Consider the following 20015-nt stretch of genomic DNA (forward strand, 5'->3'; position numbering starts at 1 on the left):
ACCGACCCCGCCCAGGCTATTTCGCCTGGCGCGACCGGCCGAACCTACGCCGTTCCGAACCATAGAAAGCGCCGGCTTGCGCTTCCGCGGACCGGCGGCGGGAGGAATTTGATGGAAGATTTGAAAGAGCGCGTTTCGCTCGACGAAGCCCTGTCGCAAGCTTCGACCGTCGGCATGACCATGGCGGTGTGGGCGAAGGTGAAGCCCGACGCCGTCGCGGTCCACGATCCCTCGGGCCGCACCAAGACCTTCGGCGAGGTCAACGCCAACGCCAACAGGCTGGCCCGCCTCCTGCGCCAGCGTGGGCTGAAGGCCGGCGATTCCCTGGCCCTGGTCTGTTCCAACCGAGCCGAGTTCATCGAAGTGCTCTCCGCGACCCTGCGCACCGGCATTCGTATCACGCCGGTGAACTGGCACCTGACCGCCGACGAGATCGCCTACATCATCCAGGATTGCGAGGCCAAGGCGCTGGTGGGCGAGGCCCGTGTCGCGACCGTGGGCCCGGCGGCGGCCCAGTGCCCCAACCTCGCCGTGAAGCTGGCGGTCGGCGGCGCCATCGACGGCTTCGAGGACTATGACGCGACGCTCGCGCCGCTCGACGGCAGCGACATCCCCGACCCGGTGCTCGGCAACCAGATGATGTACACCTCCGGCACCACCGGCCGGCCCAAGGGCGTGTTCCGCCCGGCGCCGGTGGTCACGCCGCAGAACATGTACGCGCTGCGCGGCTATGACCCGGAGACCTCGGTGCAGATGTGCGCCGGCCCGGCCTATCATGCGGCGCCGTTGGCCTTCGACGTGCGCGCGGCGATGGGCGCGGGCGTGCCGCTGGTCTTCATCGACAAGTGGGACTCCGAGCTGGTGCTGCGCACCATCGCGGAGAAGAAGGTCACCCACTTCCATCTCGTGCCGATCATGTTCCAGCGGCTGCTGGCCCTGCCGGACGAGGTAAAGGCCCGCTACGACGTCAGCCACGTGAAGTACATCGTCCACGGCGCGGCGCCCTGCCCGCCGGAGGTCAAGATGGCCATGATCGAGTGGTTCGGCCCGGTGCTCTCGGAGTACTATGCCGGCTCCGAAGGCGGCGCGGGCTTCACCATCACCTCCGAGGAGTGGCTGCAGAAGCCGGGCAGCGTCGGCAAGCGGCCAGCCCTGCTGGGCTCGAAGATCCTCGACGAGAGCGGGAACGAGTGCCCGCCGGGCGTGGCCGGGACCATCTACCACCAGCTCCCGCCGGGCGGCGGCTTCACCTACTACAAGGACGAGGCCAAGACCCAGGCCAACAGGGTGGGCGACTATTTCACCATGGGCGACGTCGGCTATTTCGACGAGGACGGCTATCTCTTCCTCACCGGCCGCAACGCCGAGACCATCATCTCCGGCGGGGTGAACATCTATCCGCAGGAAGTGGATAACGAGCTGATCAAGCACCCGGCGGTGGCCGACAGCGCCACGGTGGGCGTGCCGCACGACGAATGGGGCGAACAGGTCAAGGCGGTGATCCTGCTGAAGCCCGGTTACGAGCCGTCGGAAGAGCTCGCTCAGGAGATCCTGGAGTTCGGCCGCGCCAACCTGCCCGGCTTCAAGGTTCCGCGCAGCCTCGACTTCGTGACCGAGTTGCCACGCTCCGAAGCCGGCAAGATCCAGCGCAACAAGGTCCGCGCCCCCTATTGGGAAGGCCGGGCCCGGCAGATCTAGTCCCCGCAAAAATCAGTCACCAAGCGTGTTTGGCTTGGCTAGACTCCCCGTGGCATGAAGCGCGCCGCTTCACGCCCCGGGGTTTCGCACGCCATGCCCATTCCGTTCATCGATCTCCAGGCCCAGAGGGCCCGCCTCGGCCAGGCGCTGGAGGATGCGATCCTCAAGGTCGTCCGCTCCGGCGCCTACATCATGGGGCCGGAGATCGCCGCCTTCGAGGCCGCCCTGGGCGAGTTCGGAGAGGCGCCGTTCGTCCTCTCCTGCGGCTCGGGGACCGAGGCGCTGCAGCTGGTGCTGATGGCCTGGGAGATCGGGCCGGGGGATGCTGTCTTCTGCCCCTCCTTCACCTTCGCCGCGACGGCGGAAGTGATGCCGCTGGTGGGCGCCTCGCCGGTCTTCGTCGACATCCTGCCCGATACCTACAACCTCGATCCCGCCAGGCTGGACGCCGCCATCGCGGCGGTGAAGGCGGAGGGGAAGCTGACGCCCAAGGCGGTGATCGCCGTCGACCTGTTCGGCCAGCCGGCCGACTATCCGGCCATCGCCGCGGTGGCGCGGAAGCACGGCCTGAAGCTGATCTCCGATTCCGCCCAGGGGTTCGGCTGTACGCTGGCCGGCAAGCACCCGCTGCACTGGGCCGACGCCACCACCACCTCCTTCTTCCCGGCCAAGCCGCTGGGCTGCTACGGCGACGGCGGAGCGGTGCTCTGCAAGGATGCGCGCCTGCACGACCTGCTGGTTTCGCTGCGGGTGCATGGCCAGGCGGTGAAGTCGGACCTGGAAGGCCGCACCTTCGAGCACGACCCCAAGTACCTGAACATGCGCGTCGGCATGAACAGCCGGATGGACACGATCCAGGCCGCGGTGCTGCTGGAGAAGCTCAGGATCTTCCCCGACGAGATCCAGGCCCGGAACCTCGTCGCCCAACGCTACGCCGAGGGCCTAAGCGACGTGGTGGCGACGCCGAAGGTGATCGAAGGCGGCGTCTCGGTCTGGGCGCAATACACCATCGAAACGGAAGATCGCGACGGCCTGGCCGCCCACCTGCGCGAACAGCAGGTTCCGACCGCGGTCTATTATCCGATCCCGATCCACAAGCAGGGTGTCTATTCGGCCTATCCGACGCCGGGCGGGCTGTCGGTCACGGAGGCCAAGGCCGGCAAGGTGATCAGCCTGCCGATGCACGCCTATCTGACGCCCGAGGACCAGGACCAGGTGATCACCGCCGTCAGCGCCTACGCCAAGCGCAACAGCTGAGCGCAGGGCAAACGGACGCGGCCCGGGGGGGGCCGCGTCCGCAGCAGGCGCAGGGCCGGAACTCCCCCAAGCCCGGCCCTTCCTGGTGCGGCGAACCGCGCCGGAGGCTGGCGCCTAGCAGCCCTTCTCGAAATGGAAGCCGAGCCGGCCGTCCGCCGCCGCCCGTGCGAGGGCGGCGGACGGCGAATGCGAGGTCGGGGGACCGTTACGCATGGGGGAGTGAAGCCTCGTCAGCATCTTCGACGACGCCAGATTGCCCGGGCCACAGCCGGCGCGCATGACGCAAACGGACTATGCGGCCAAGCTTGTCGAACGGCTGTCACGGTCAAGCGGGCGCTGGAGGCGCTGCTGCTCATGCGCCTGCCGGTGATTCCGGCCGTGCTGCGGGCGCGCGCCGCCTATCAGACCGCGCTGGAGACCGGCCGCTCGGTGGAGGCGGCCGAGCTCTGGGACTTCGTGGAGACCTTCATCTATGGCCGTCGGGAGCTGGAGCGGGCCGGTTGATCAGGCCGCCAAGGCGCGCATCGTCTCCTCCATGCGCCGGAACGCCAGCAGATGGCCGACGCCGGGCAGGAGGCGCAGTTCGTAGGGAAGCGCGCCCAGATAGGCCTGAAGCTGGGGAAGGGGCGAGAAGACGTCCTCCTCTCCGTGCCAGACGACCACCGGCGCCGACAGATGGGGCGGATGGCTTCCGTCGGCGCGACGGAAGGCGCGGATCTCGTCGGCCGGCCCCCGCACCGAACGCGCCAGGGCCTCGGCCGCCGAGGCGGCGATGAAGTCGGTCACCTCCGGGCGCTCGGCGACGAAGGCCTGGTCGGCGGGAGCGTGGGCGATGGAGCGCCGGACGAGCCTGGCCGCCAGGCCCGGCGACAGCCGCAGGCGCAGCACGCCGAAGAAGGTCTCGACCACCCACGGATTGTTTTCGATCCGCTCACGGAACAGGGTCAGCGGATTGCGGAAGCCCGCCGAGGTCGGACGAGGCGCGCGGCCGGAATAGAGGTGGAGGGCGCGGGCGCGGGCGCCGAGCTTCGCCGCCGTGTGCAGGGCCGAAGGCGCGCCGGAGAGGACTGCGGCGAGGCGCACCTCGGAAAGGCCCAGCCGGTCGCAGAGGATGGTCATGTCCTCCGCCACCGCCTCGAAGCCGTAGCCGGGGTGGGCGTCGGACTGGCCGAAGCCCGGCCGCTCGGCGGCTACGATCCGCAAGCCCAGGCTTCGCGCCAGCGCCGGCGCCTCCGGCGGCAGCAGGGAGGAGCCCAGGCCTTCGTGAAACCAGAGGACGGGGCGGCCCGCGGGCGTGCCGTAGTCGCGATAGGCGAGCCGCCGCCCGTCTGGAAGGATCACATGCTGCACCGGCGGCGCTCCGGCCCCGGCGGCGTCCAGGGCGCCGGCGACGGAGGAAAGCTCGGCCAGGGCGCGTACGAGGTCGCTCTGCCGCTTCAGCCCCATCTTCTCGAACACCGCGCGCAGCTGATTGCGGACGGTGTTGATGCTGACCTCCAGTTCGTCCGCCGCCTCCTTCAGCGAGCGGCCGTCGCGCAGCTTCCGCGCCAGACGCACCTCCGCGGCCGTCAGTCCGAAGCTCTCGCGGATGGAGGACCAGAGCCGCCCCGCCTCCTCGGCCGCCGGGAAGATCAGGGCGAGGGCGCCTTCGTCCGGCGGCAGGGCGCCTGTCAGCCCGGGCAGGACGCGCGCCGGAACCACATAGGCGAACCGGGGGCCTTCCTCCGCCTCGCGCTCGAGCTTCAGGATCGCCTGGCCGCGGTCGTCGGCGCGCACCCGTTCCAGCGCCCGGCGCAGGGCCTCGGCGTTGCCGGCGTCATCGAGGATGAGATCGCGCCCGATCTCGAGCCGCCCCAGACCGTCGGCCAGGATCGCTGATGCGGCGGGACTGGCCGCCACCACCCGCCGGCCGGCGCCGAACACCACCCAGCCAAGGTCGGCGCGGCCTGCGCCGGGCGACGGGCCTTCGTCGGGGCGGCTCGCCAGCCGGGCGATCTCCTCGGAGCGTGCAAGCCGGCTCGCGGCCCCGGGCGGCGGCTCCATCCCGCCCTCGGCCAGGGCGTCGATCAGTTGCTCCCACGCTTCGGGATCGGCCGCGACCCGGTACATGGTTTCGATGACGAGTGAGACGTTGTCGTCTTTGGGACGGTCCATGGATCGAGCCGCGGCGCTGGGGGAATCGCGCCTTAATCCAGCTTAACCCTGCGGCGGCTCTTGCGGAAAGCATCGCCGTCCTCCCCTTGCGTCAGCAGCGGCGGCGTGGGAGGACTTGCCCCTCAAACGATTGTTTAAGTCATATGGGAGAAGGCGCATGAAGGCGGCGGTCTATTACGAGAACGGCGGCCCCGAGGTCCTACGCTACGAGGACCTTCCCGATCCCCAGTGCCATCCCAAGGGCGTGATCATCAAGGTCGAGGCCATCGCCATCGAAGGCGGCGACACCCTGAACCGCTGGCGCGGCCCGCTGATGACCAACCCGCATGTGGTCGGCTACCAGGCCGCCGGCGAGATCGTCGAGGTGGGCGCCGAAGTCACCCATCTGCGCGTCGGCCAGAAGGTCGCCACGGTCAACAACTGGGGCAGCCATGCGGAGCTGCGTTCGGTCCCGGCCCGCAACTGCTGGCCGATCCCCCATGGGTTCGACGTCAAGAAGGCGGCGGCCATCCCGGTCACCTTCGGCACCGCCCATGACTGCCTGTTCGAGTTCGGGCGCATGAAGGCCGGCGAGACCGTCCTGGTTCAGGCCGGCGCCAGCGGCGTCGGCGTCGCCGCCATCCAACTCGCCAAGAAGGCCGGCGCTTCGCTCGTCCTCGCCACCGCCTCGTCGGACGAGCGGCTGGAGCGTCTGAAGCCGCTCGGCCTCGACCACGGGATCAACTACCGGGACAAGGACGTGGTGACCGAGGTCAAGCGCCTGACCGACAACAAGGGCGTCAATGTCGTCGTCGATTCCGTCGGCGGCTCCACCCTCCAGGGCTCGATCAACGCGCTCGCCTATCGCGGCCGGGTCTCCATGGTCGGCGCCGCCGGCCGAGAGCCGATGGTGGTGGACGTGGGCTCGATGATGGGCGGAAACCGCACCCTCTCGGGCGTCTTCCTGGGCGCGGAGATCATGACCGACCGGGTGCACGACAACATCCAGAACCTGATCGAGCAGGCCGCCCGCGGCGAGCTGGAAGTGGTCGTCGACCGCGTCTTCCCCCTCGCCGAAGCCGCCGCCGCCCACGCCTATATCGAAAGCCGCGCCGCCGTCGGGCGGGTGGTGATGGTTCCGTAGCACCGAGCATCCGCCGCCGCTCATCCCAGCGGACGCCGGGACCAAATTCATCGGGGGGCAGCGCGGGTCACCTGAGCCCCGGCCTTCGCCGGGGTGAGCGGTGTGGGACTGCATCTCGCGAGAATTGGAGGAGAGACCAATGCCCCGAGCGAACAACAAGGGCGTCGAGCTCGAATATGAGACCTTCGGGCCCGCTGCGGCCGAGACGATCCTGCTGATCAACGGCCTCGGGTCGCAGATGACCCGCTGGCCGGAGCCGTTCTGCCAGAAGCTCGTGGCCCACGGCTACCGCGCCATTCGGTTCGACAATCGCGACGTGGGCAGGTCGACCTGGTTCAAGCCAGGCGAGGCCTACACCCTCTCTGACATGGCCTCCGACGCCGTGGCCGTCATGGACGCCGCCGGCGCCGAAAAGGCGCACGTCGCCGGGGTGTCCATGGGCGGGATGATCGCCCAGACGGTCGCCATCGAGCATCCGCAGCGGGTGCTGTCCCTCACCTCGATCATGTCCGCCACCGGGGCCCGGGGTACGCTCGATTCCACGCCCGAGGCCGGCGCCGTGCTCAACACGCCGGCCCCCGACCCGAAGGCCGACTTCGAAGCCTTCGTCGCCCATGGGATCAGGAACGCTCGGACCATCGGCAGCCCAGCCTATCCCTGGGACGAGGCGGCGCTGCGCCAGCGGGGGATCGCGGAATACGAGCGCGCCTTCAATCCCACCGGCGTCCAGCGTCAGATGGCCGCCATCCGCGGCGACGGCGACCGCACCGAGCGGCTGTCGCGGCTGAAGGTCCCCGCCGTCGTCCTGCACGGGGCCGACGACCCGCTCATCAAGCCGTTCGGCGGCGAAGCCACCGCGGCAGCCATTCCGGGCGCCGAGCTGCGGGTGATCCCAGGCATGGGCCACGACCTGCCCCCCGCCCTCTACGACACCATCATCGACGCCATCCTTGCGGCCGCCGCGCGTGCGGCCTGACGCCAATCCAGAAGAGGGGATTCCATGGGACGACTTTCCGGCAAGACCGCGATCATCACCGGCGCCGGCAGCGGCATCGGCCGGGCCAGCGCCATCCTCTTCGCCCAGGAGGGCGCGAACCTGATCATCGCCGACAAGGCCGAGACGGTGAACGAGACCGCCAAGCTCGTCTCCGAGGGCGGCGGCAAGGTCGCCGCCTTGACCGGCGACGCGGGTGAAGAAGGCTTCGTCGAAAGCCTCGTCGCCCGCGCGGTCTCCGACTACGGCGGCCTGGATGTCGCCTGGGCCAATGCGGGGATCTCCGGCGGCTGGACCGCCTTCGACGAGCAGGATGCGGCCTTCTGGGCTGAAATCCTGCGCGTCAACCTGATCGGCGCTTTCCTGCTGGTGAAGCACGCCGCGCGGCGGATGATCCCGGCCGGCAAGGGCTCGATCATCTGCACCGCCTCGGTCGCCGGCATCCGTTCGGGGGCCGGCGGGTCGCCATATTCCGCCTCCAAGGCCGGGGTCATCAACCTGGCCCAGACCTCGGCCAACGAGTTCTACGGCACGGGCGTGCGGGTGAACTGCATCTGCCCCGGCCTGATCGAGACCGGCATGACCCAGCCGATCTTCGACGGCGCGCGCGCCCGCGGCAACGAGGATAAGATCGGCCAGCTCAATCCGCTCACCCGCGGCGGCGTGCCCATCGAGATCGCCAACGCGGCCCTCTTCCTGGCCTCCGACGAGTCCTCCTATGTGAACGGCCAGGCCATCGTCGTGGATGGCGGCCTGTCGTCCTCCCACCCGGTGGTGCGCCGTAAGCGATGATCTATCTGGTCCGGCACGGTCAGACCGAGTTCAACGCCGCCCGGCGGATGCAGGGCCATCTGGACTCGCCCCTGACCGCGCTGGGCCGCGCCCAGGCGCAGGCCGCCGCGGCGCTCCTCGCGCGCGAGATCGGCGATCCGGCCGGCTGGCGCCTGGTGTCGAGCCCGCTGGGGCGGACCCAGGTGACGGCGCGGATCGTTGGCGAGGCCCTGGGCCTGCCCATCGAGATCGATCATCGCGTGATCGAGGTCTCATGCGGCGATTGGGAAGGACATAACCGCGACGAGCTGGCGGAGGCGCATCCGGAGCTCTTCGCCACCTTCGGCTGGATCTTTCACGGCCCCGGCGGCGAGACCTACGACCAGGTCCGCGATCGCATCGCGCACTGGCTGACCGACCTCGAGCCCGAGCCGGAGCGCCGGGTCATCGTGGTCAGCCACGGCGGCGCCGGCCGGGTGATCCGCGGCGCCTATATGGGATGGGACCGAGCCGCCACGCTCGATCAGGAGGTTCCGCAGGACGCTGTCTATCGCCTGGTCAATGGAGCCATCGCGCGACTGGACTGCGACGTTCCGGCTCCGGCGTGAGGCGGCCGGAGAGCGCCGCCAGGGCCAGGCCGATGCCTGCCCCCACCAGGAAGGCGCCGGCGATCATGCTGGAAAGGGCCGCAGTGGAGATCCGCGGCGCCGGCCGCGCCATCCAGTGAACCAGGGCGCCGTCGCTTTCGCCGCCGAGGGTCTCTTCGAAGTGCTCGCTCATCATGGGCCTCCGCTGCTGGCTCCGCTTGAACCCCTTCGGCGGTGTGAGGTTCCGGGCCGGACAGGCGCAAGACCGTTCCCCTCGGGCAAAATGCGCTCTAGAAGCGGCGCCTGCGTTTCGACAAGCCTTCAGAGACCCATGGCCGGACATTCGAAATTCAAGAACATCATGCACCGCAAGGGCCGCGCGGACTCCATGCGGTCCAAGCTGTTCTCCAAGCTCTCGCGCGAGATCACGGTGGCGGCCAAGTCGGGCATGCCCGATCCGGCGATGAACCCGCGCCTGCGCCTGGCCGTCGCCAACGCCCGCGCGGAGTCCATGCCCAAGGACAATATCGAGCGGGCGATCAAGAAGGCTTCCGGCGCCGACGCCGAGACCTATGAGGAGATCCGCTACGAGGGTTTCGGCCCCGGCGGCGTGGGATTGATCGTCGAGGTCCTGACCGACAACCGAAACCGCGCCGCGGCGAACGTCCGCTCCATCTTCTCCAAGCACGGCGGCAACATGGGTGAGACGGGCGCCGTCTCCTTCATGTTCGACCGGATGGGCCAGATCGTCTATCCGGCCGCCGCCGGCTCGGAAGACAAGGTGATGGAGGCGGCCATCGAGGCCGGCGCCGATGACGTGGAATCCGACGAGGAGAGCCACACCATCTACACGGCCTACGAGTCTCTCTCGGACGTCGCCCAGGCCCTGGAGGCGGCGCTGGGCGAGGCGAAGTCGACCGGCATCGTCTGGCGTCCCAAGACCCTGACCCCGATCGCCGGCGAGCCGGTGGGAACCCTCATGAAGCTGGTCGAGTCCCTCGAGGACGACGACGACGTGCAGAACGTCTACGGCAACTACGAGATCTCCGACGAAGACCTCGAGAAGTACGCCTGACGTGAAGCTTCGCCGTCCCTTGTGCGTTGAGGGGCGATGGAGTGGTGGAATCCCGACTTCGCGTGGCCGGTCGCGGGCGCGATCCTGGCCGGCGCCCTGATCGGTTTCGAGCGGGAATACCGGGGTCGACCGGCGGGCTTCCGGACCCATATCCTGGTGGCGCTTGCTTCGGCGCTCCTGATGCTGGCCGCCGTCCACCAGGTGCGGTGGCTCTCCGACACCCCGGGCGACCTGATCCGCATCGATCCGGTGCGAATGGCGCACGGCATATTGACTGGGGTCGGCTTCCTCTGCGGGGGCGTGATCTTCCGCGAGGGCTTCTCGGTCCACGGCCTGACCACGGCGGCTTCGCTCTGGATCACCTCGGCGCTGGGCACGCTGTTCGGCGTCGGCTTCTATGGACTGGCGGTCGGCGGCACCCTGGCGACCCTGGTGATCCTGGGGGTCCTGCGCCTGGCCGACGACTACATGCCCCAGATGCACCACGTGGATGTCGCGGTCCGCTACAGGCGCTCGGCGGCGCCGAAGGAAGCGGATTTCTGCGCCCTGATGGCGGAGTTCGGTCTGAAGCCAGCGGTGGTGAAACACGCCCTGGACGAGGATGTGCTGGAGATCTCGGCCACCTTCCGGGGCTCGGGCCGTGTTCGCACCGAAGCGCTCTCGGCGCGGCTCGCCGATGATGCGACGGTGATCGGATTCGATCTTACGCCGCGCAACGACTAGCAGAGCTTCGCATTATCGGGAGCATGAGCGAGGGGCTGAACCGACGCGACCTGATCGCCCGCTCCGGCTTGGCGCTCGGCATCCCGGCGCTGCCCGCCTCGGCGGCGGAGCCGACCCTCGCCCAGGCGCCGCCGAACTGGGACCGGGTGCGCAGCCAGTGGGCGCTGGCCTGGGACGAGGTCGACCTTTCGGCCATGCTGATCGCCTCCAACCCCAGGCCGGTGCGCGAGGCCATCGAGCGTCACCGCCGCCAGCTGGACGCCCGGCCGATCACCTATCTGGAAGCCAACAATCGCCGGCTGCAGAACGCCGCCCGCGCCGCCGCCGGAGACTATTTCGGCGTCCCCATGGAACAGGTGGCCCTGTGCGAAAGCACCACGGCCGGGATCGGTCTGCTCTATGGCGGGCTCAAGCTCGGCTACGGCGACGAGGTCCTGACCACCGTCCACGACTATTACGTCACCCACGAGGCCCTGCGCCTCGCCGCCCGCCGCCGCGGCGCGACGGTGCGCAAGATCGCCCTGCACGACGAGGCGGGCGCCGCCTCGACCGGCGAAATGGTCCGGCGCATCGTCGCGGCGGTCACGCCCCGTACCCGGGCCGTCGCCCTGACCTGGGTGCATTCCTCCACCGGCCTGAAGGTCCCGATCCGCGCGGTGGCCGACGCCCTGGCGCCGATCAACGCCCAGCGCAGCCCGGCCGACCGGGTGCTGCTGTGCGTGGACGGGGTGCATGGCTTCGGCGTGGAGGATGCGACGCTGCCCGACCTCGGCTGCGACTTCCTGGTCGCCTCCGGTCACAAGTGGCTGTTCGGCCCGCGCGGCACGGGCGTGATCGTCGGAACGGCCGAGGCCTGGCCCCGGGTTAGCCCGACGGTGCCCAGCTTCCTGGCCCCGGACGCCTATTCGGCCTGGATCGGCGGCTATGAGCCTGGCGAAACCACGGCCGCGCGCATGACGCCGGGCGGCTTCAAGGCCTTCGAGCACGTCTGGGCGCTGGCCGACGCCTTCGCCTTCCACAAGGGTCTAGGCAAGGCGCATGTGGAGGCCCGCACCCGGGAGCTGGCCACGCGCCTGAAGACCGGCCTGGCCGCCATGCCGCATGTGCGGCTCGTCACGCCCATGGATCCGCAGCTGTCGGCGGGAATCGTCGCCTTCGACCTGGCCGGAATGTCGGCGGAAGCGGCCGTGGCGGGCCTGCGACGCTGGCGGGTCCTCGGCTCTGTCGCCCCTTACGCAACGCCGCATGTGCGGCTGACCCCTTCCATCCGCAACACGCCCGATGATGTCGACTTCGCCCTGCGCGCGGTCGCAGCCCTCGCGGCCTAGGACAAGGAGCTTCCCATGGCCAAGTGGGCCGGCATCTTCCTTCTGGTGATGATCGCTGCGGCGGTCCTCGGCTTCGTGGTCGACGCCGTGCGCGTGATCGCGGGCTTCCTGTTCGTGGCCTGCGCCGTGGGCCTGGTAGTTTCGCTGCTGGCGAAGAAGAAGTCCTGAGGTTCAAAAGAAAACGCCGCCGGCTGGGGGGAGCCGGCGGCGTCTCTGTTCAGTTGTTCGTCCGGCCGATCAGGCCAGGGCGAGCGACTTGCGGCTGCGCAGGGCGGCGCCCACGAGGCCGAAGCCGGCGATCATCAGCGCCCAAGTCCCGGGCTCCGGCACCGCGGTGACCGGCACGCCGACCGCCGAACCGCCGGTCACGCCAGGAGCGTTCACCGACTGGTAGCGGACATAGAGGTTGCTGAAGTCGATGGCCGTCTGCAGCGAGGCGAAGTTCAGGGTCAGCGTGCCCGAACCGTTCTGGCCGTAGGTCAGGCCGCCGCCGTTGCCGGTGCAGTTGCCCTGGCTGACGGCCTTGAAGCAGATGTCGACCACGCCGATCCCGTTGGGAATGTTGCTGTTCACATTGGTGAACGCGTAGGTTCCGGTGCTGCTGCCGCCGCTGATGGCGGGCGACACGTCGAAGCCGAACGAAGAGATCCGTGAGGCCGTCGTCGGGTCGGACGAGGTGTTGGAGATCGCGTAGTCGAAGTTCCAGGCGTTCCCCGACATGCCGGTGAAGGTATAGGTGATCTGGGCCGTCAGACCGGCGATGTCCCCGACGGTGTCGTTGAAGCCGTTGAAGTCGAGCGTGTAGCTCTGACCGACCGTGCCGTCCCAGTTCAGGACCGTGGAGGCCGCGGCGTTGCCGGCGACGGCGGAGGCGCCGATCGCGACGGTGAGAGCCAGGGCCCGGACAAAGTTCTTCTGCATTAGTTACCCCCAAAGGTTTAGGCGTTGCTTTCCACCTGGGGCGAAAATAAGTGGGGATGCTATAGCGCCCAATTTAATCGCATTAGGAATCCGGCGCTTTCATTTAACCGGTGTGACGATTCCCCTACCGGTTGAAGTACTCGGCTCGCACCGAGGGCGCCGTCTTTGGTTGTGGTTGGAGCCGTTACTTCTTGGGCTTGGCCGCGATCAGGATATCGGCCCGACGACGCAGGGGCGCCGTCCCCTCGGGCGTGACGGCGCCGTCCTGCCCCACGGCTTCGAGCACGAATTCGGCGGCGGGCAGACCGTTGGCCGCCAGGGCTGCGGTCACCGCGGCCGCCCGCCGCTTGGACAGCTCCAGATTGGCGGCCGGCGCGCCCGCGGCGTCGGCCAGCCCGACCACCTGGATCTGGTCGACCCGGCAGCCCTGGGCCTGGGTGGCGGCGCGGGCGATGAGCGTCGCCGCCTCTGTGGTGAGTTCGGCCGAGTTCGGCTCGAAATAGATCTGGGCCGCGATGTCGCCACAGGCCGCCGGCGCCTCGACGATGCGGTCTCGCCCGCCGACCGCGGCGCAGCCGCCCATGGCCAGCCCGGCGCAGGCCGCCGCCAAGATTCGCCCGACAGACATTGCGCCCTCCAGCCCAGACGAAAACGGGCGGCCAGCATAGCCGACCGCCCGTCCGAAGCCAGTCTCTTGCGGGGCTTAGCGCGGCGCGCCGTTTTCCCAATAGTAACGGCCGGTGCCCGGATCGTAGTAGTAATACCGGCCCGCGCGTTCGTCGTAGTACTGGCGACGGTTCGGCGCCGTCGCGCCGCAGCCGCCTTCCTCGCGGCAGCCCTTGATCGCGCCTGCCGTACCGCCGATCGCGGCCCCGATGGCCGCGCCGGTCCCGGCGTCCCCAGCCCCGACGTTGTTGCCGATCACCGCCCCGGCCAGGGCGCCAAGGGCCGCGCCGCCCGCAGCGTTGCGCTCGACGTTCCCGGTGGTGGTGCAGGCGGCGGCGAGCAGGCCGGCGCCGGCGACCGCGATCAGCGGCTTGAGAGTGTCGGGTTTGATGAGCATGCGGATGCTCTCCTTGCTGTTCGTCCCCTGCGCCCCAACGCCCTGGCCCTAGCAGGGTTCCGGCGTGGGCGGAACCGAGACCGTGGCGCGCCGTTCATTCCCGGAACCCGATGCGCCGCTGGAAGGAGAGAGTTCCTTGCCTCCCGACCGCCAGACCCCACGGGGCGATCCGCCGCCCGTCGGCGACCCCGCCGTCGAGATGGACGACCTGCGCGCCGCCTACGAACGTGGCCGGCGCGATGCTGAGCGCGGCCGCAAGCGCCATCCCGTCCTGATGACCCTGCTGGTCGTGGCCGCCCTGGCCGCCGGGCTGTTCGTCGTGCTGGCCGCGCGCGAGGGTTCGTTCGCCGGCGGCGGGGCGCGGGTGGACGAGGGCGTCACCGCCGCGGCCGTCCAGGCCGGCCCGGCCGTGCGTGACGCCGCCGCGGAGGCCGAGGCGAACCTGCGGGAAGCCCGCCGCGCCATCGGCCGTCCGGAAGAGGCGGATCCGGCCCCGCCCCCGGCGAACTGAGGCGGCGAAGGGGGCGGCGATTCCGAAGATCTCTAAAGCCGTCGCGGTGGTGAACCTGGCCTCGGGAAGCGTCGACCGCGACGCGCCCCAGACGCTGGAGGCGCTCCTCGCCGAGCATGGCCTGGACGCCCGGGTCGAGGCGCCGGAACCCGGCCATCTCGCCCGCACCCTGCAGTCGGCCATCGACGCCGCGCCCGACCTGCTCATCGTCCTGGCCGGCGACGGCACCGCGCGGGCGGCGGCCGAGGCGGCCGGCCCCGACGGCCCGCTGATCGCGCCCCTGCCGGGCGGGACCATGAACATGCTGCCGCGGGCGGTCTATGGCCGTGTTTCCTGGCCGGACGCCCTGCGCTCGGCCCTGGAGGGCGGCCGCGAACAGTCGATCGGCGGCGGCGAGATCGAGGGTAAGAGCTTCCTGGTGGCGGCGATCCTCGGCTCGCCCGCCCTCTGGGCGCCGGCGCGTGAGGCGGTGCGCGAGGGGCGGTTCTCCATGGCCCTTCGGCGCGCGCGGCGCGCCTGGCGCCAGACCTTTTCGGGACGGTTGCGCTACAGCCTCGAGCAGGGGCCGCGGGGCAAGGCCGAAGCGGTGGCCTTCCTCTGCCCCTTGGCCTCGCGCGCCCTTCCCGACGACGAGCAGGCCCTGGAGGCGGCCGTGTTCGACGTGCGCGGCGCCGCCGACGCCTTCCGCATGGGCGTGCATGCGATGATCGACGACTGGCGCAACGCTCCGGCGGTGGAGACCCGGCCCTCGCGCACCGCCCGCGCCTGGGCGGCCGGCCGCATCCCAGCCGTGCTGGACGGCGAGCCCACGCGCCTGCCTTCCATGGTCTCCGTGAGCTGGCGGCCGAAGGTGGCGCGCGTGCTGGCCCCGCGGCAGGAGCACGGGATTTGATCCGCCTGGCCCATCTGTCGGACATCCATTTCGGCGGAGAGAACGTCGCCGCCGTCACCGCTGCGGCGGAGATGCTGCGCGAAGGCGGCTTCGACTTGGTCGTGGTGTCCGGCGACCTCACCCAGTTCGCCGAAGTGGGGGAGTTCGACGCCGCGGCGGCCTGGCTCGCGACCCTGCCCGGTCCGGTGCTGGTGACGCCCGGCAACCATGACTCGCCCTATATCGCCGTCCACGAGCGGTTCTTCGCCCCCTTCGGTCGTTTCCGGCGGATCATCGGCCAGGTGGACGGCCAGATCCATTCGGGAGAAGGTTTCGTTGTACGCGGCGTCAACACCGCCCGCGGCGTCCAGCCCCGGATGAACTGGTCCAAGGGCCAGATCTCCGCGCGCCAGGTGCGCGAGACGGCCGACTGGCTCTGCGCCGCGCCGGCGGATCAGGCCAAGATCGTCGTCTGCCACCATCCTCTGATGGAGATGATCGGCGGCCCGATGACCGGAAAGGTCTGGGGCGGCGCGGCCGCGGCCCAGGCGTTTTCGGAGTGCGGGGTTGATCTCGTCCTGTCGGGCCACATCCACGCGCCCTTCGCCTTGCCCTATCCCTTCGGGGACTGCCGGACCTATGCGGCCGGGGCGGGCACGCTCTCCCTGCGCGAACGCGGGACGCCGCCGGGCTTCAACATCGTCGAGATCGAGGCGGCGGAGATCTATGTCCGCGCCCAGGCCTGGACCGGTTCCCGCTACGAGACCCATCGCACCTGGGCGCTGGAGCGCCGACGGCAGGCGGCATAGAAAAACGCCCGCGTCGGGCGCGGGCGTTTTCCATCTCGTCGGCTCCGGCCCTATAGGGCTCCGCGTCCGCGCACCATGTGCATGACGAGCGAGACGACGAACAGAACCAAGAACACGAAGAACAGGATCTTGGCGATACCCATCGCGGCGCCCGCAATGGAAGTGAAGCCAAGAAGACCGGCGATCAAGGCGACCACCAGAAAGGTCAGAGCCCAGCCGAGCATTGGGGTTTCTCCAGGTTTGCGTCCCTAGTTCGAACGCGCCTGCCGCTCCGCCGTTCCCGAAACCTCGGAAGGTCCGGGGTGCGCCCAAGGATCGCCGCGTCCCTGGGCGGCCTCGTACTGGCTGGTCGCGAAGGCCCAGTTCGGCAGATTGTCGAACCACGCTTCCAGGAAGGCTTGGCGGTCGTTCTTGTGGTCCAGATAGTAGGCGTGCTCCCAGAGGTCGCAGACCAGCAGCGGCGTCAGCCCGCGATGGGGCAGCAGGTCGTCGCCGTCGTGGGTGTCGATCACCTTCAGCCGTTCGCCCTCCGCCGCCAGCCACACCCAGCCGGAGGCGAAGTGGGCCGCGCCCACCTTCACGAACTCGGACCTCAGCTGCGCCAGGCCGCCGAAGGCCGCTTCAATGGCGGCCGACAGCCGCTCGTCCGGGCCGCGGCCGCGGGGCGGGGTCATGCAGGTCCAGAAGAAGGTGTGGTTCCAGGTCTGGGCGGCGTTGTTGAAGAGTTTGCGGGCGCCGGCGTCGCCGGCGGTCTCCCGCACCAGGTCCTCCAGGCTCGCCGGCTTGCGCTCGCTTTCGGCCAGGATCTGGTTCATGGTCTCGACGTATTTGCGGTGATGCTTGCCGTGGTGCAGGTGCATGGTGTCGCGCGAGATCACCGGCTCGAGCGCGGCGTGGTCGTAGGGCAGGTCGGGAAGGTGGAACTGGGTCATAGGCTCGTCCTGGCGGATGTGGGGAGGATGCGCAGGCGCGCGACCTCGAAACCCACGGGAGCCCGTTTGGTTCGCTACTTCTTGGTCGCGCGGCCTGCCAGGATCGCCGACAGGACCGCGGCCGCCAGCTTGGGATTGCGCAAGGCGACGGCGGCGGCTGCGGCCACCGCAGCAGCGGCGCCGGCGGCGATCAGGGGCTTCTCACGCGCCAGGTCGATCAGGCGCGAAGTCAGGTCGCGGTCTTCTCCCGGCTTGGGGCGCGGCCCGCGGCCCCGGGCCAGCAGCGCCAGCGCCAGGGCGAGGATGAGCAGGGCCGCGGCGCCGGCCACGGCGGCGGAAGCCCAGGCCACACCGATCTGCGGAGCGAGCGCCGCATGCAGGGCGAAGGCCAGGGCGATGACGCAAACGGCCGCCGCCGCGGACAGCGCGGCGACGCCCGCGGCGTAGTAGATCGCCTTCTTGAGGATCAATGCCGGCGGCCGCCAGCGAGCAGCAGGCCGATCAGCACGCCCACGCCCAGCGCGGCGCCGGTCGACATCAGCGGCTTCTCCTTGACCCGTTCGGTGACGTAGCGCTGCGCCTCGTCCAGCTGGTGGCCGGCCGTGTCGGCATAGGTGCGCGACTGGGCCCGAATCTGCTCAAGCCCGTCCTTGACCACCGTTTCGAGGCGCTTGGAGAGCTCGTTGAAGCTGCGCTGGGCCTCGGCCGACAGCTTCTGGGCGGATTCGTTGACCGAGGTGCCCGGCTTCGGCGTGTCGTCGGTCGAATAGTCGGCGGACATATCGGTTCTCCAGAGAAGGCGGGGTGATGGCCCTGCCGAAACGCCGCCAACCTTACGTGGTTCCGCTTGCCGCGCAAAGCCGTGCGCCCGCGATCTGTGGATAGTTCGCCGGCTGCAACCTTTGGTTCCTATCGCGTCGCGGCGAACCCCGCTCTATGGTGCGGCCATGGCGACGCCCGCCTCTGACCCGAATCTGGACCGAGAGCGCCTGGAGCTCGCCTTGCAGTCGGCGCGGCTTGGCGAATACGAGTGGGACCTCGTGCGCGACGTGGTCCGCGTCAGCGAACGGATGCACCGCGTCACCGGCCTGCCGGAGGGCGAGTGGCCGGCCGAAGGCGGCGAGACGCTCTACCGGGGCGTTCATCCGGAAGATCGCGACGCCACCCGCGAAAAGATCGTAAGTGCGATGCGGACCGAGGGCCGCTTCGAGGCGGAGTACCGTCGCGTGCGCGAAGACGACGGCCGCACTGTCTGGATGCGCTCGTCCGGGCTCCTGGTCCGCGACGCCAAGGGCAAGCCGGTCAAGGTGTGCGGCATCGTCCAGGACGTCACGGCGGCTCATGCCGAGGAGGACCGCCGCCGCACCCTGATGCTCGAACTGGACCATCGGGTGAAGAACGTGCTGGCGGCGGTCCAGGCGCTCGCCTACCAGACCGCCAAGCGCACCACCTCGCTGGATTCGTTTCTCGCGACCTTCGCCGGTCGGCTGAAAGCGATGGCCTCGGCCAACGAACTGCTGACGGCGGCGCGCTGGCGCGGGGCGGCGGTGGAGCATCTGGCCGCCGCCGAGCTGGGCGGCATCGCGCCGGGCCAGACGCGCTGGGAGGGGCCGGAGCTCTTCCTCACGCCACGGGCGGCCAACGCCCTGTCCCTGGCCCTGCACGAACTGGTCACCAACGCCGTGAAGTTCGGCGCGCTTTCGGTGGAGACCGGCCGGGTCGACGTCTACTGGTCCGAGACGCCGGACGGCGGATTCGAACTGACCTGGACCGAAAGCGGCGGCCCGCTGGTGACGCCGCCCGCCCATCAGGGCTTCGGCTCCACCCTGCTGCAGCAGGTCACCGGCCGTGAACTGAACGGCGAAACCCAGGTGGAATATCGCCCGGCCGGGGTGCGGGCGCGCTTCGTGGCCGGCCCGGCGGCGGTAGCGCCGCGACCCGAGACCGTACCCCGGGCGCCGGTCCCTGCCGCGGCGGAGGCGACGCCGGTCTCCAACGAGCCGGCCGACCTGCGCGGCTCCCGCGTGCTGATCGTGGAAGACGCCGTGCTGCTGGCGCTGGAGCTGGAGACCGGCCTGACCGAGGCCGGCGCGGAAGTGATCGGCCCGGCCTACGAGCTTTCCGAAGCCATGGCCCTGCTGGACCGCCCCATCGACGCGGCCGTGCTCGACGCCAATCTCAACGGCCTGTCGGTGACGCCGGTGGCCGAGGCCCTGGCCGCCCGCGGCGTGCCCTTCGTCTTCGCCACCGGCTATGGCGACGCCGGCGGGGCGCCGAACGGCTTCGATGCGCCCATCATCCGCAAGCCCTACGACGTGACCCAGGTGGCGGCGGCGGTCGGCGGCATGCTCAAGGGCCGACCGGCGCCCTAAGCCTGCAGGAACTCGATCATCGCCGGGACTGCGCTGCGGTCCTGCAGCATGAAGAGATGGCCGCCTTCGAAGAACCGTAGGATCGCGCCGGGGATGCGGGCGACCATCCGCTCCTGGGTCTCAGGCAGGGCGATCCCATCGTAGCGGCCGGCGGCGACCAGCACCGGGCAGGCGATGGCGGGCAGGCGGTCCCAGGTGTCGTGGTCCTTGCGGGCCATGAGCTGGCGACGGGCGCCCTCGGCCCGACCGGGCTCGTCGGCGAAGGGGTCGGCGGCGCTGATCGCCACGAGCTGGGCGTAGGCCTCGGGATGGGCCTGCGCCCAGGCGGCGTCGCGGCGGGTGTCGGAAATGGGGATCAGATGCCGCGCGCGGGCTTCGCCCTTCAGGTGCTCGATCTCATGGAAGGGATAGGAAGCTCCGCCCGCTCCGCCGGGCGAGGTGCAGGCCAGCACCAGGCGCCGCACGCGGGACGGATGCCGCAGGACCAGCTCCTGGGCGACCATGCCGCCGAACGAGACGCCGATCACATGGGCGCTGTCCCAGCCCTGGTCGGCCATCAGGGCCGCGGCGTCGTCGGCGTAGTCGGCCATGGCGTAGTCGATCGCCGGCTTGTCGGACCGACCGAGGCCCCGCTGGTCGTAGGACAGCATGTCGAAGCTCTTGGCCAGCGGCCCGTCGAATTGGTTGGGCTTGTTGCGCAGGTCGCCGCCGGTCCCGGAGATGAACAGCAGCGGCTCGCCCGATCCGCCGCGTTCGTAATAGATCTTCAGGCCGGGGAGCTGGGCGAACGGCATGGGACCTCCTTCTTGAATGGGGGCGAAGGTCC

The 20015-nt window shown here is 70.0% G+C and carries 25 protein-coding genes; 15 read left to right on the top strand and 10 right to left on the bottom strand.

What is annotated here, in order from left to right:
- Positions 1–111: 111 nt before the first annotated feature.
- The 3 genes from ACK41C_RS07315 to ACK41C_RS07325 all read left to right on the top strand — a co-directional run bounded on the left by ACK41C_RS07315 (position 112) and on the right by ACK41C_RS07325 (position 3459).
- Positions 112–1698, top strand: coding sequence for an AMP-binding protein (locus ACK41C_RS07315; RefSeq protein WP_409652162.1), 1587 nt, complete (start codon positions 112–114; stop codon positions 1696–1698).
- A 93-nt stretch (positions 1699–1791) separates the two neighbouring features.
- The gene (locus tag ACK41C_RS07320) at positions 1792–2955 is read left to right on the top strand and encodes a DegT/DnrJ/EryC1/StrS family aminotransferase (RefSeq protein ID WP_409652165.1); all 1164 of its coding nucleotides are present in this window, start codon (positions 1792–1794) and stop codon (positions 2953–2955) included.
- Positions 2956–3309: 354 nt separating this feature from the next.
- Positions 3310–3459, top strand: a complete 150-nt coding sequence (locus ACK41C_RS07325; protein WP_409652168.1) for a hypothetical protein — start codon at positions 3310–3312, stop codon at positions 3457–3459.
- Here the strand turns inward: ACK41C_RS07325 and ACK41C_RS07330 are convergent, their stop codons facing one another.
- Positions 3460–5109 (bottom strand): alpha/beta fold hydrolase, encoded by a 1650-nt coding sequence (locus ACK41C_RS07330; protein ID WP_409652170.1) that lies wholly within the window; start codon positions 5107–5109, stop codon positions 3460–3462.
- 157 nt (positions 5110–5266) lie between these two features.
- Between ACK41C_RS07330 and ACK41C_RS07335 the strand changes: the two genes are divergently transcribed.
- From ACK41C_RS07335 to ACK41C_RS07350, 4 genes are all read left to right on the top strand, one after another.
- Entirely contained in the window at positions 5267–6232 is a 966-nt protein-coding gene (locus tag ACK41C_RS07335) for a zinc-binding alcohol dehydrogenase family protein (RefSeq protein WP_409652173.1), read from the top strand.
- A 139-nt stretch (positions 6233–6371) separates the two neighbouring features.
- Positions 6372–7208, top strand: a complete 837-nt coding sequence (locus ACK41C_RS07340; RefSeq protein WP_409652175.1) for an alpha/beta fold hydrolase — start codon at positions 6372–6374, stop codon at positions 7206–7208.
- Between the two features lie 24 nt (positions 7209–7232).
- On the top strand, positions 7233–8018 hold the full coding sequence (locus ACK41C_RS07345) for an SDR family NAD(P)-dependent oxidoreductase (RefSeq protein WP_409652177.1): 786 nt from the start codon (positions 7233–7235) through the stop codon (positions 8016–8018).
- A complete protein-coding gene (locus tag ACK41C_RS07350) occupies positions 8015–8605 on the top strand; it encodes a histidine phosphatase family protein (protein ID WP_409652180.1) in 591 nt (196 codons plus the stop codon). Before ACK41C_RS07345 ends, ACK41C_RS07350 begins: the two co-directional genes overlap by 4 nt.
- On the opposite strand, the gene ACK41C_RS07355 is transcribed toward ACK41C_RS07350, so the two are convergent.
- The gene (locus ACK41C_RS07355; RefSeq protein WP_409652183.1) at positions 8556–8777 is read right to left on the bottom strand and encodes a hypothetical protein; all 222 of its coding nucleotides are present in this window, start codon (positions 8775–8777) and stop codon (positions 8556–8558) included. The two genes, ACK41C_RS07350 and ACK41C_RS07355, sit on opposite strands and share 50 nt — an antisense overlap.
- Positions 8778–8915: 138 nt before the next feature.
- On the opposite strand from ACK41C_RS07355, the gene ACK41C_RS07360 reads away from it, so the two are divergent.
- Genes ACK41C_RS07360 through ACK41C_RS07375 form a run of 4 tightly spaced genes read left to right on the top strand, consistent with a single transcriptional unit; the run spans position 8916 to position 11878 of the window.
- Positions 8916–9659, top strand: coding sequence for a YebC/PmpR family DNA-binding transcriptional regulator (locus ACK41C_RS07360; protein WP_409652185.1), 744 nt, complete (start codon positions 8916–8918; stop codon positions 9657–9659).
- Positions 9660–9695: 36 nt separating this feature from the next.
- The gene (locus tag ACK41C_RS07365; RefSeq protein WP_409652187.1) at positions 9696–10382 is read left to right on the top strand and encodes an MgtC/SapB family protein; all 687 of its coding nucleotides are present in this window, start codon (positions 9696–9698) and stop codon (positions 10380–10382) included.
- A 23-nt stretch (positions 10383–10405) separates the two neighbouring features.
- On the top strand, positions 10406–11710 hold the full coding sequence (locus ACK41C_RS07370; RefSeq protein WP_409652189.1) for an aminotransferase class V-fold PLP-dependent enzyme: 1305 nt from the start codon (positions 10406–10408) through the stop codon (positions 11708–11710).
- 15 nt (positions 11711–11725) lie between these two features.
- A complete protein-coding gene (locus tag ACK41C_RS07375) occupies positions 11726–11878 on the top strand; it encodes a hypothetical protein (protein WP_409652192.1) in 153 nt (50 codons plus the stop codon).
- Between the two features lie 69 nt (positions 11879–11947).
- Here the strand turns inward: ACK41C_RS07375 and ACK41C_RS07380 are convergent, their stop codons facing one another.
- The 3 genes from ACK41C_RS07380 to ACK41C_RS07390 form a co-directional block, all read right to left on the bottom strand.
- Positions 11948–12631 (bottom strand): cistern family PEP-CTERM protein, encoded by a 684-nt coding sequence (locus ACK41C_RS07380; RefSeq protein ID WP_409652195.1) that lies wholly within the window; start codon positions 12629–12631, stop codon positions 11948–11950.
- A gap of 184 nt (positions 12632–12815) precedes the next feature.
- The gene (locus tag ACK41C_RS07385; protein WP_409652198.1) at positions 12816–13259 is read right to left on the bottom strand and encodes an OmpA family protein; all 444 of its coding nucleotides are present in this window, start codon (positions 13257–13259) and stop codon (positions 12816–12818) included.
- Positions 13260–13334: 75 nt separating this feature from the next.
- Complete coding sequence (locus tag ACK41C_RS07390; RefSeq protein WP_409652201.1) at positions 13335–13694, bottom strand: YMGG-like glycine zipper-containing protein; 360 nt, start codon at positions 13692–13694, stop codon at positions 13335–13337.
- Positions 13695–13830: 136 nt separating this feature from the next.
- On the opposite strand from ACK41C_RS07390, the gene ACK41C_RS07395 reads away from it, so the two are divergent.
- Genes ACK41C_RS07395 through ACK41C_RS07405 form a run of 3 tightly spaced genes read left to right on the top strand, consistent with a single transcriptional unit; the run spans position 13831 to position 15885 of the window.
- A complete protein-coding gene (locus tag ACK41C_RS07395; protein WP_409652203.1) occupies positions 13831–14205 on the top strand; it encodes a hypothetical protein in 375 nt (124 codons plus the stop codon).
- A 46-nt stretch (positions 14206–14251) separates the two neighbouring features.
- A complete protein-coding gene (locus ACK41C_RS07400) occupies positions 14252–15097 on the top strand; it encodes a diacylglycerol/lipid kinase family protein (protein ID WP_409652206.1) in 846 nt (281 codons plus the stop codon).
- Entirely contained in the window at positions 15094–15885 is a 792-nt protein-coding gene (locus tag ACK41C_RS07405; protein ID WP_409652208.1) for a metallophosphoesterase family protein, read from the top strand. The genes ACK41C_RS07400 and ACK41C_RS07405 overlap by 4 nt, the downstream gene beginning before the upstream one ends.
- Before the next feature lie 50 nt (positions 15886–15935).
- On the opposite strand, the gene ACK41C_RS07410 is transcribed toward ACK41C_RS07405, so the two are convergent.
- The 4 genes from ACK41C_RS07410 to ACK41C_RS07425 all read right to left on the bottom strand — a co-directional run bounded on the left by ACK41C_RS07410 (position 15936) and on the right by ACK41C_RS07425 (position 17598).
- Positions 15936–16109 (bottom strand): DUF1328 domain-containing protein, encoded by a 174-nt coding sequence (locus ACK41C_RS07410; RefSeq protein WP_409652211.1) that lies wholly within the window; start codon positions 16107–16109, stop codon positions 15936–15938.
- Positions 16110–16133: 24 nt separating this feature from the next.
- Entirely contained in the window at positions 16134–16817 is a 684-nt protein-coding gene (locus ACK41C_RS07415) for a superoxide dismutase (RefSeq protein WP_409652213.1), read from the bottom strand.
- A gap of 74 nt (positions 16818–16891) precedes the next feature.
- Positions 16892–17287: a hypothetical protein gene (locus tag ACK41C_RS07420; protein ID WP_409652216.1), complete on the bottom strand. Its 396-nt coding sequence runs from the start codon at positions 17285–17287 to the stop codon at positions 16892–16894.
- Positions 17284–17598 carry a YqjD family protein gene (locus tag ACK41C_RS07425; RefSeq protein ID WP_409652219.1) on the bottom strand — a complete coding sequence of 105 codons (315 nt, stop codon included), beginning with the start codon at positions 17596–17598 and terminating at the stop codon, positions 17284–17286. Before ACK41C_RS07425 ends, ACK41C_RS07420 begins: the two co-directional genes overlap by 4 nt.
- Positions 17599–17764: 166 nt before the next feature.
- Between ACK41C_RS07425 and ACK41C_RS07430 the strand changes: the two genes are divergently transcribed.
- Positions 17765–19189: an HWE histidine kinase domain-containing protein gene (locus ACK41C_RS07430; protein ID WP_409652221.1), complete on the top strand. Its 1425-nt coding sequence runs from the start codon at positions 17765–17767 to the stop codon at positions 19187–19189.
- On the opposite strand, the gene ACK41C_RS07435 is transcribed toward ACK41C_RS07430, so the two are convergent.
- A complete protein-coding gene (locus ACK41C_RS07435; protein WP_409652223.1) occupies positions 19186–19983 on the bottom strand; it encodes an alpha/beta fold hydrolase in 798 nt (265 codons plus the stop codon). The two genes, ACK41C_RS07430 and ACK41C_RS07435, sit on opposite strands and share 4 nt — an antisense overlap.
- Positions 19984–20015 lie beyond the last annotated feature (32 nt).

This window comes from Phenylobacterium sp., from assembly GCF_046290725.1.
Taxonomy (GTDB): Bacteria; Pseudomonadota; Alphaproteobacteria; order Caulobacterales; family Caulobacteraceae; genus Phenylobacterium.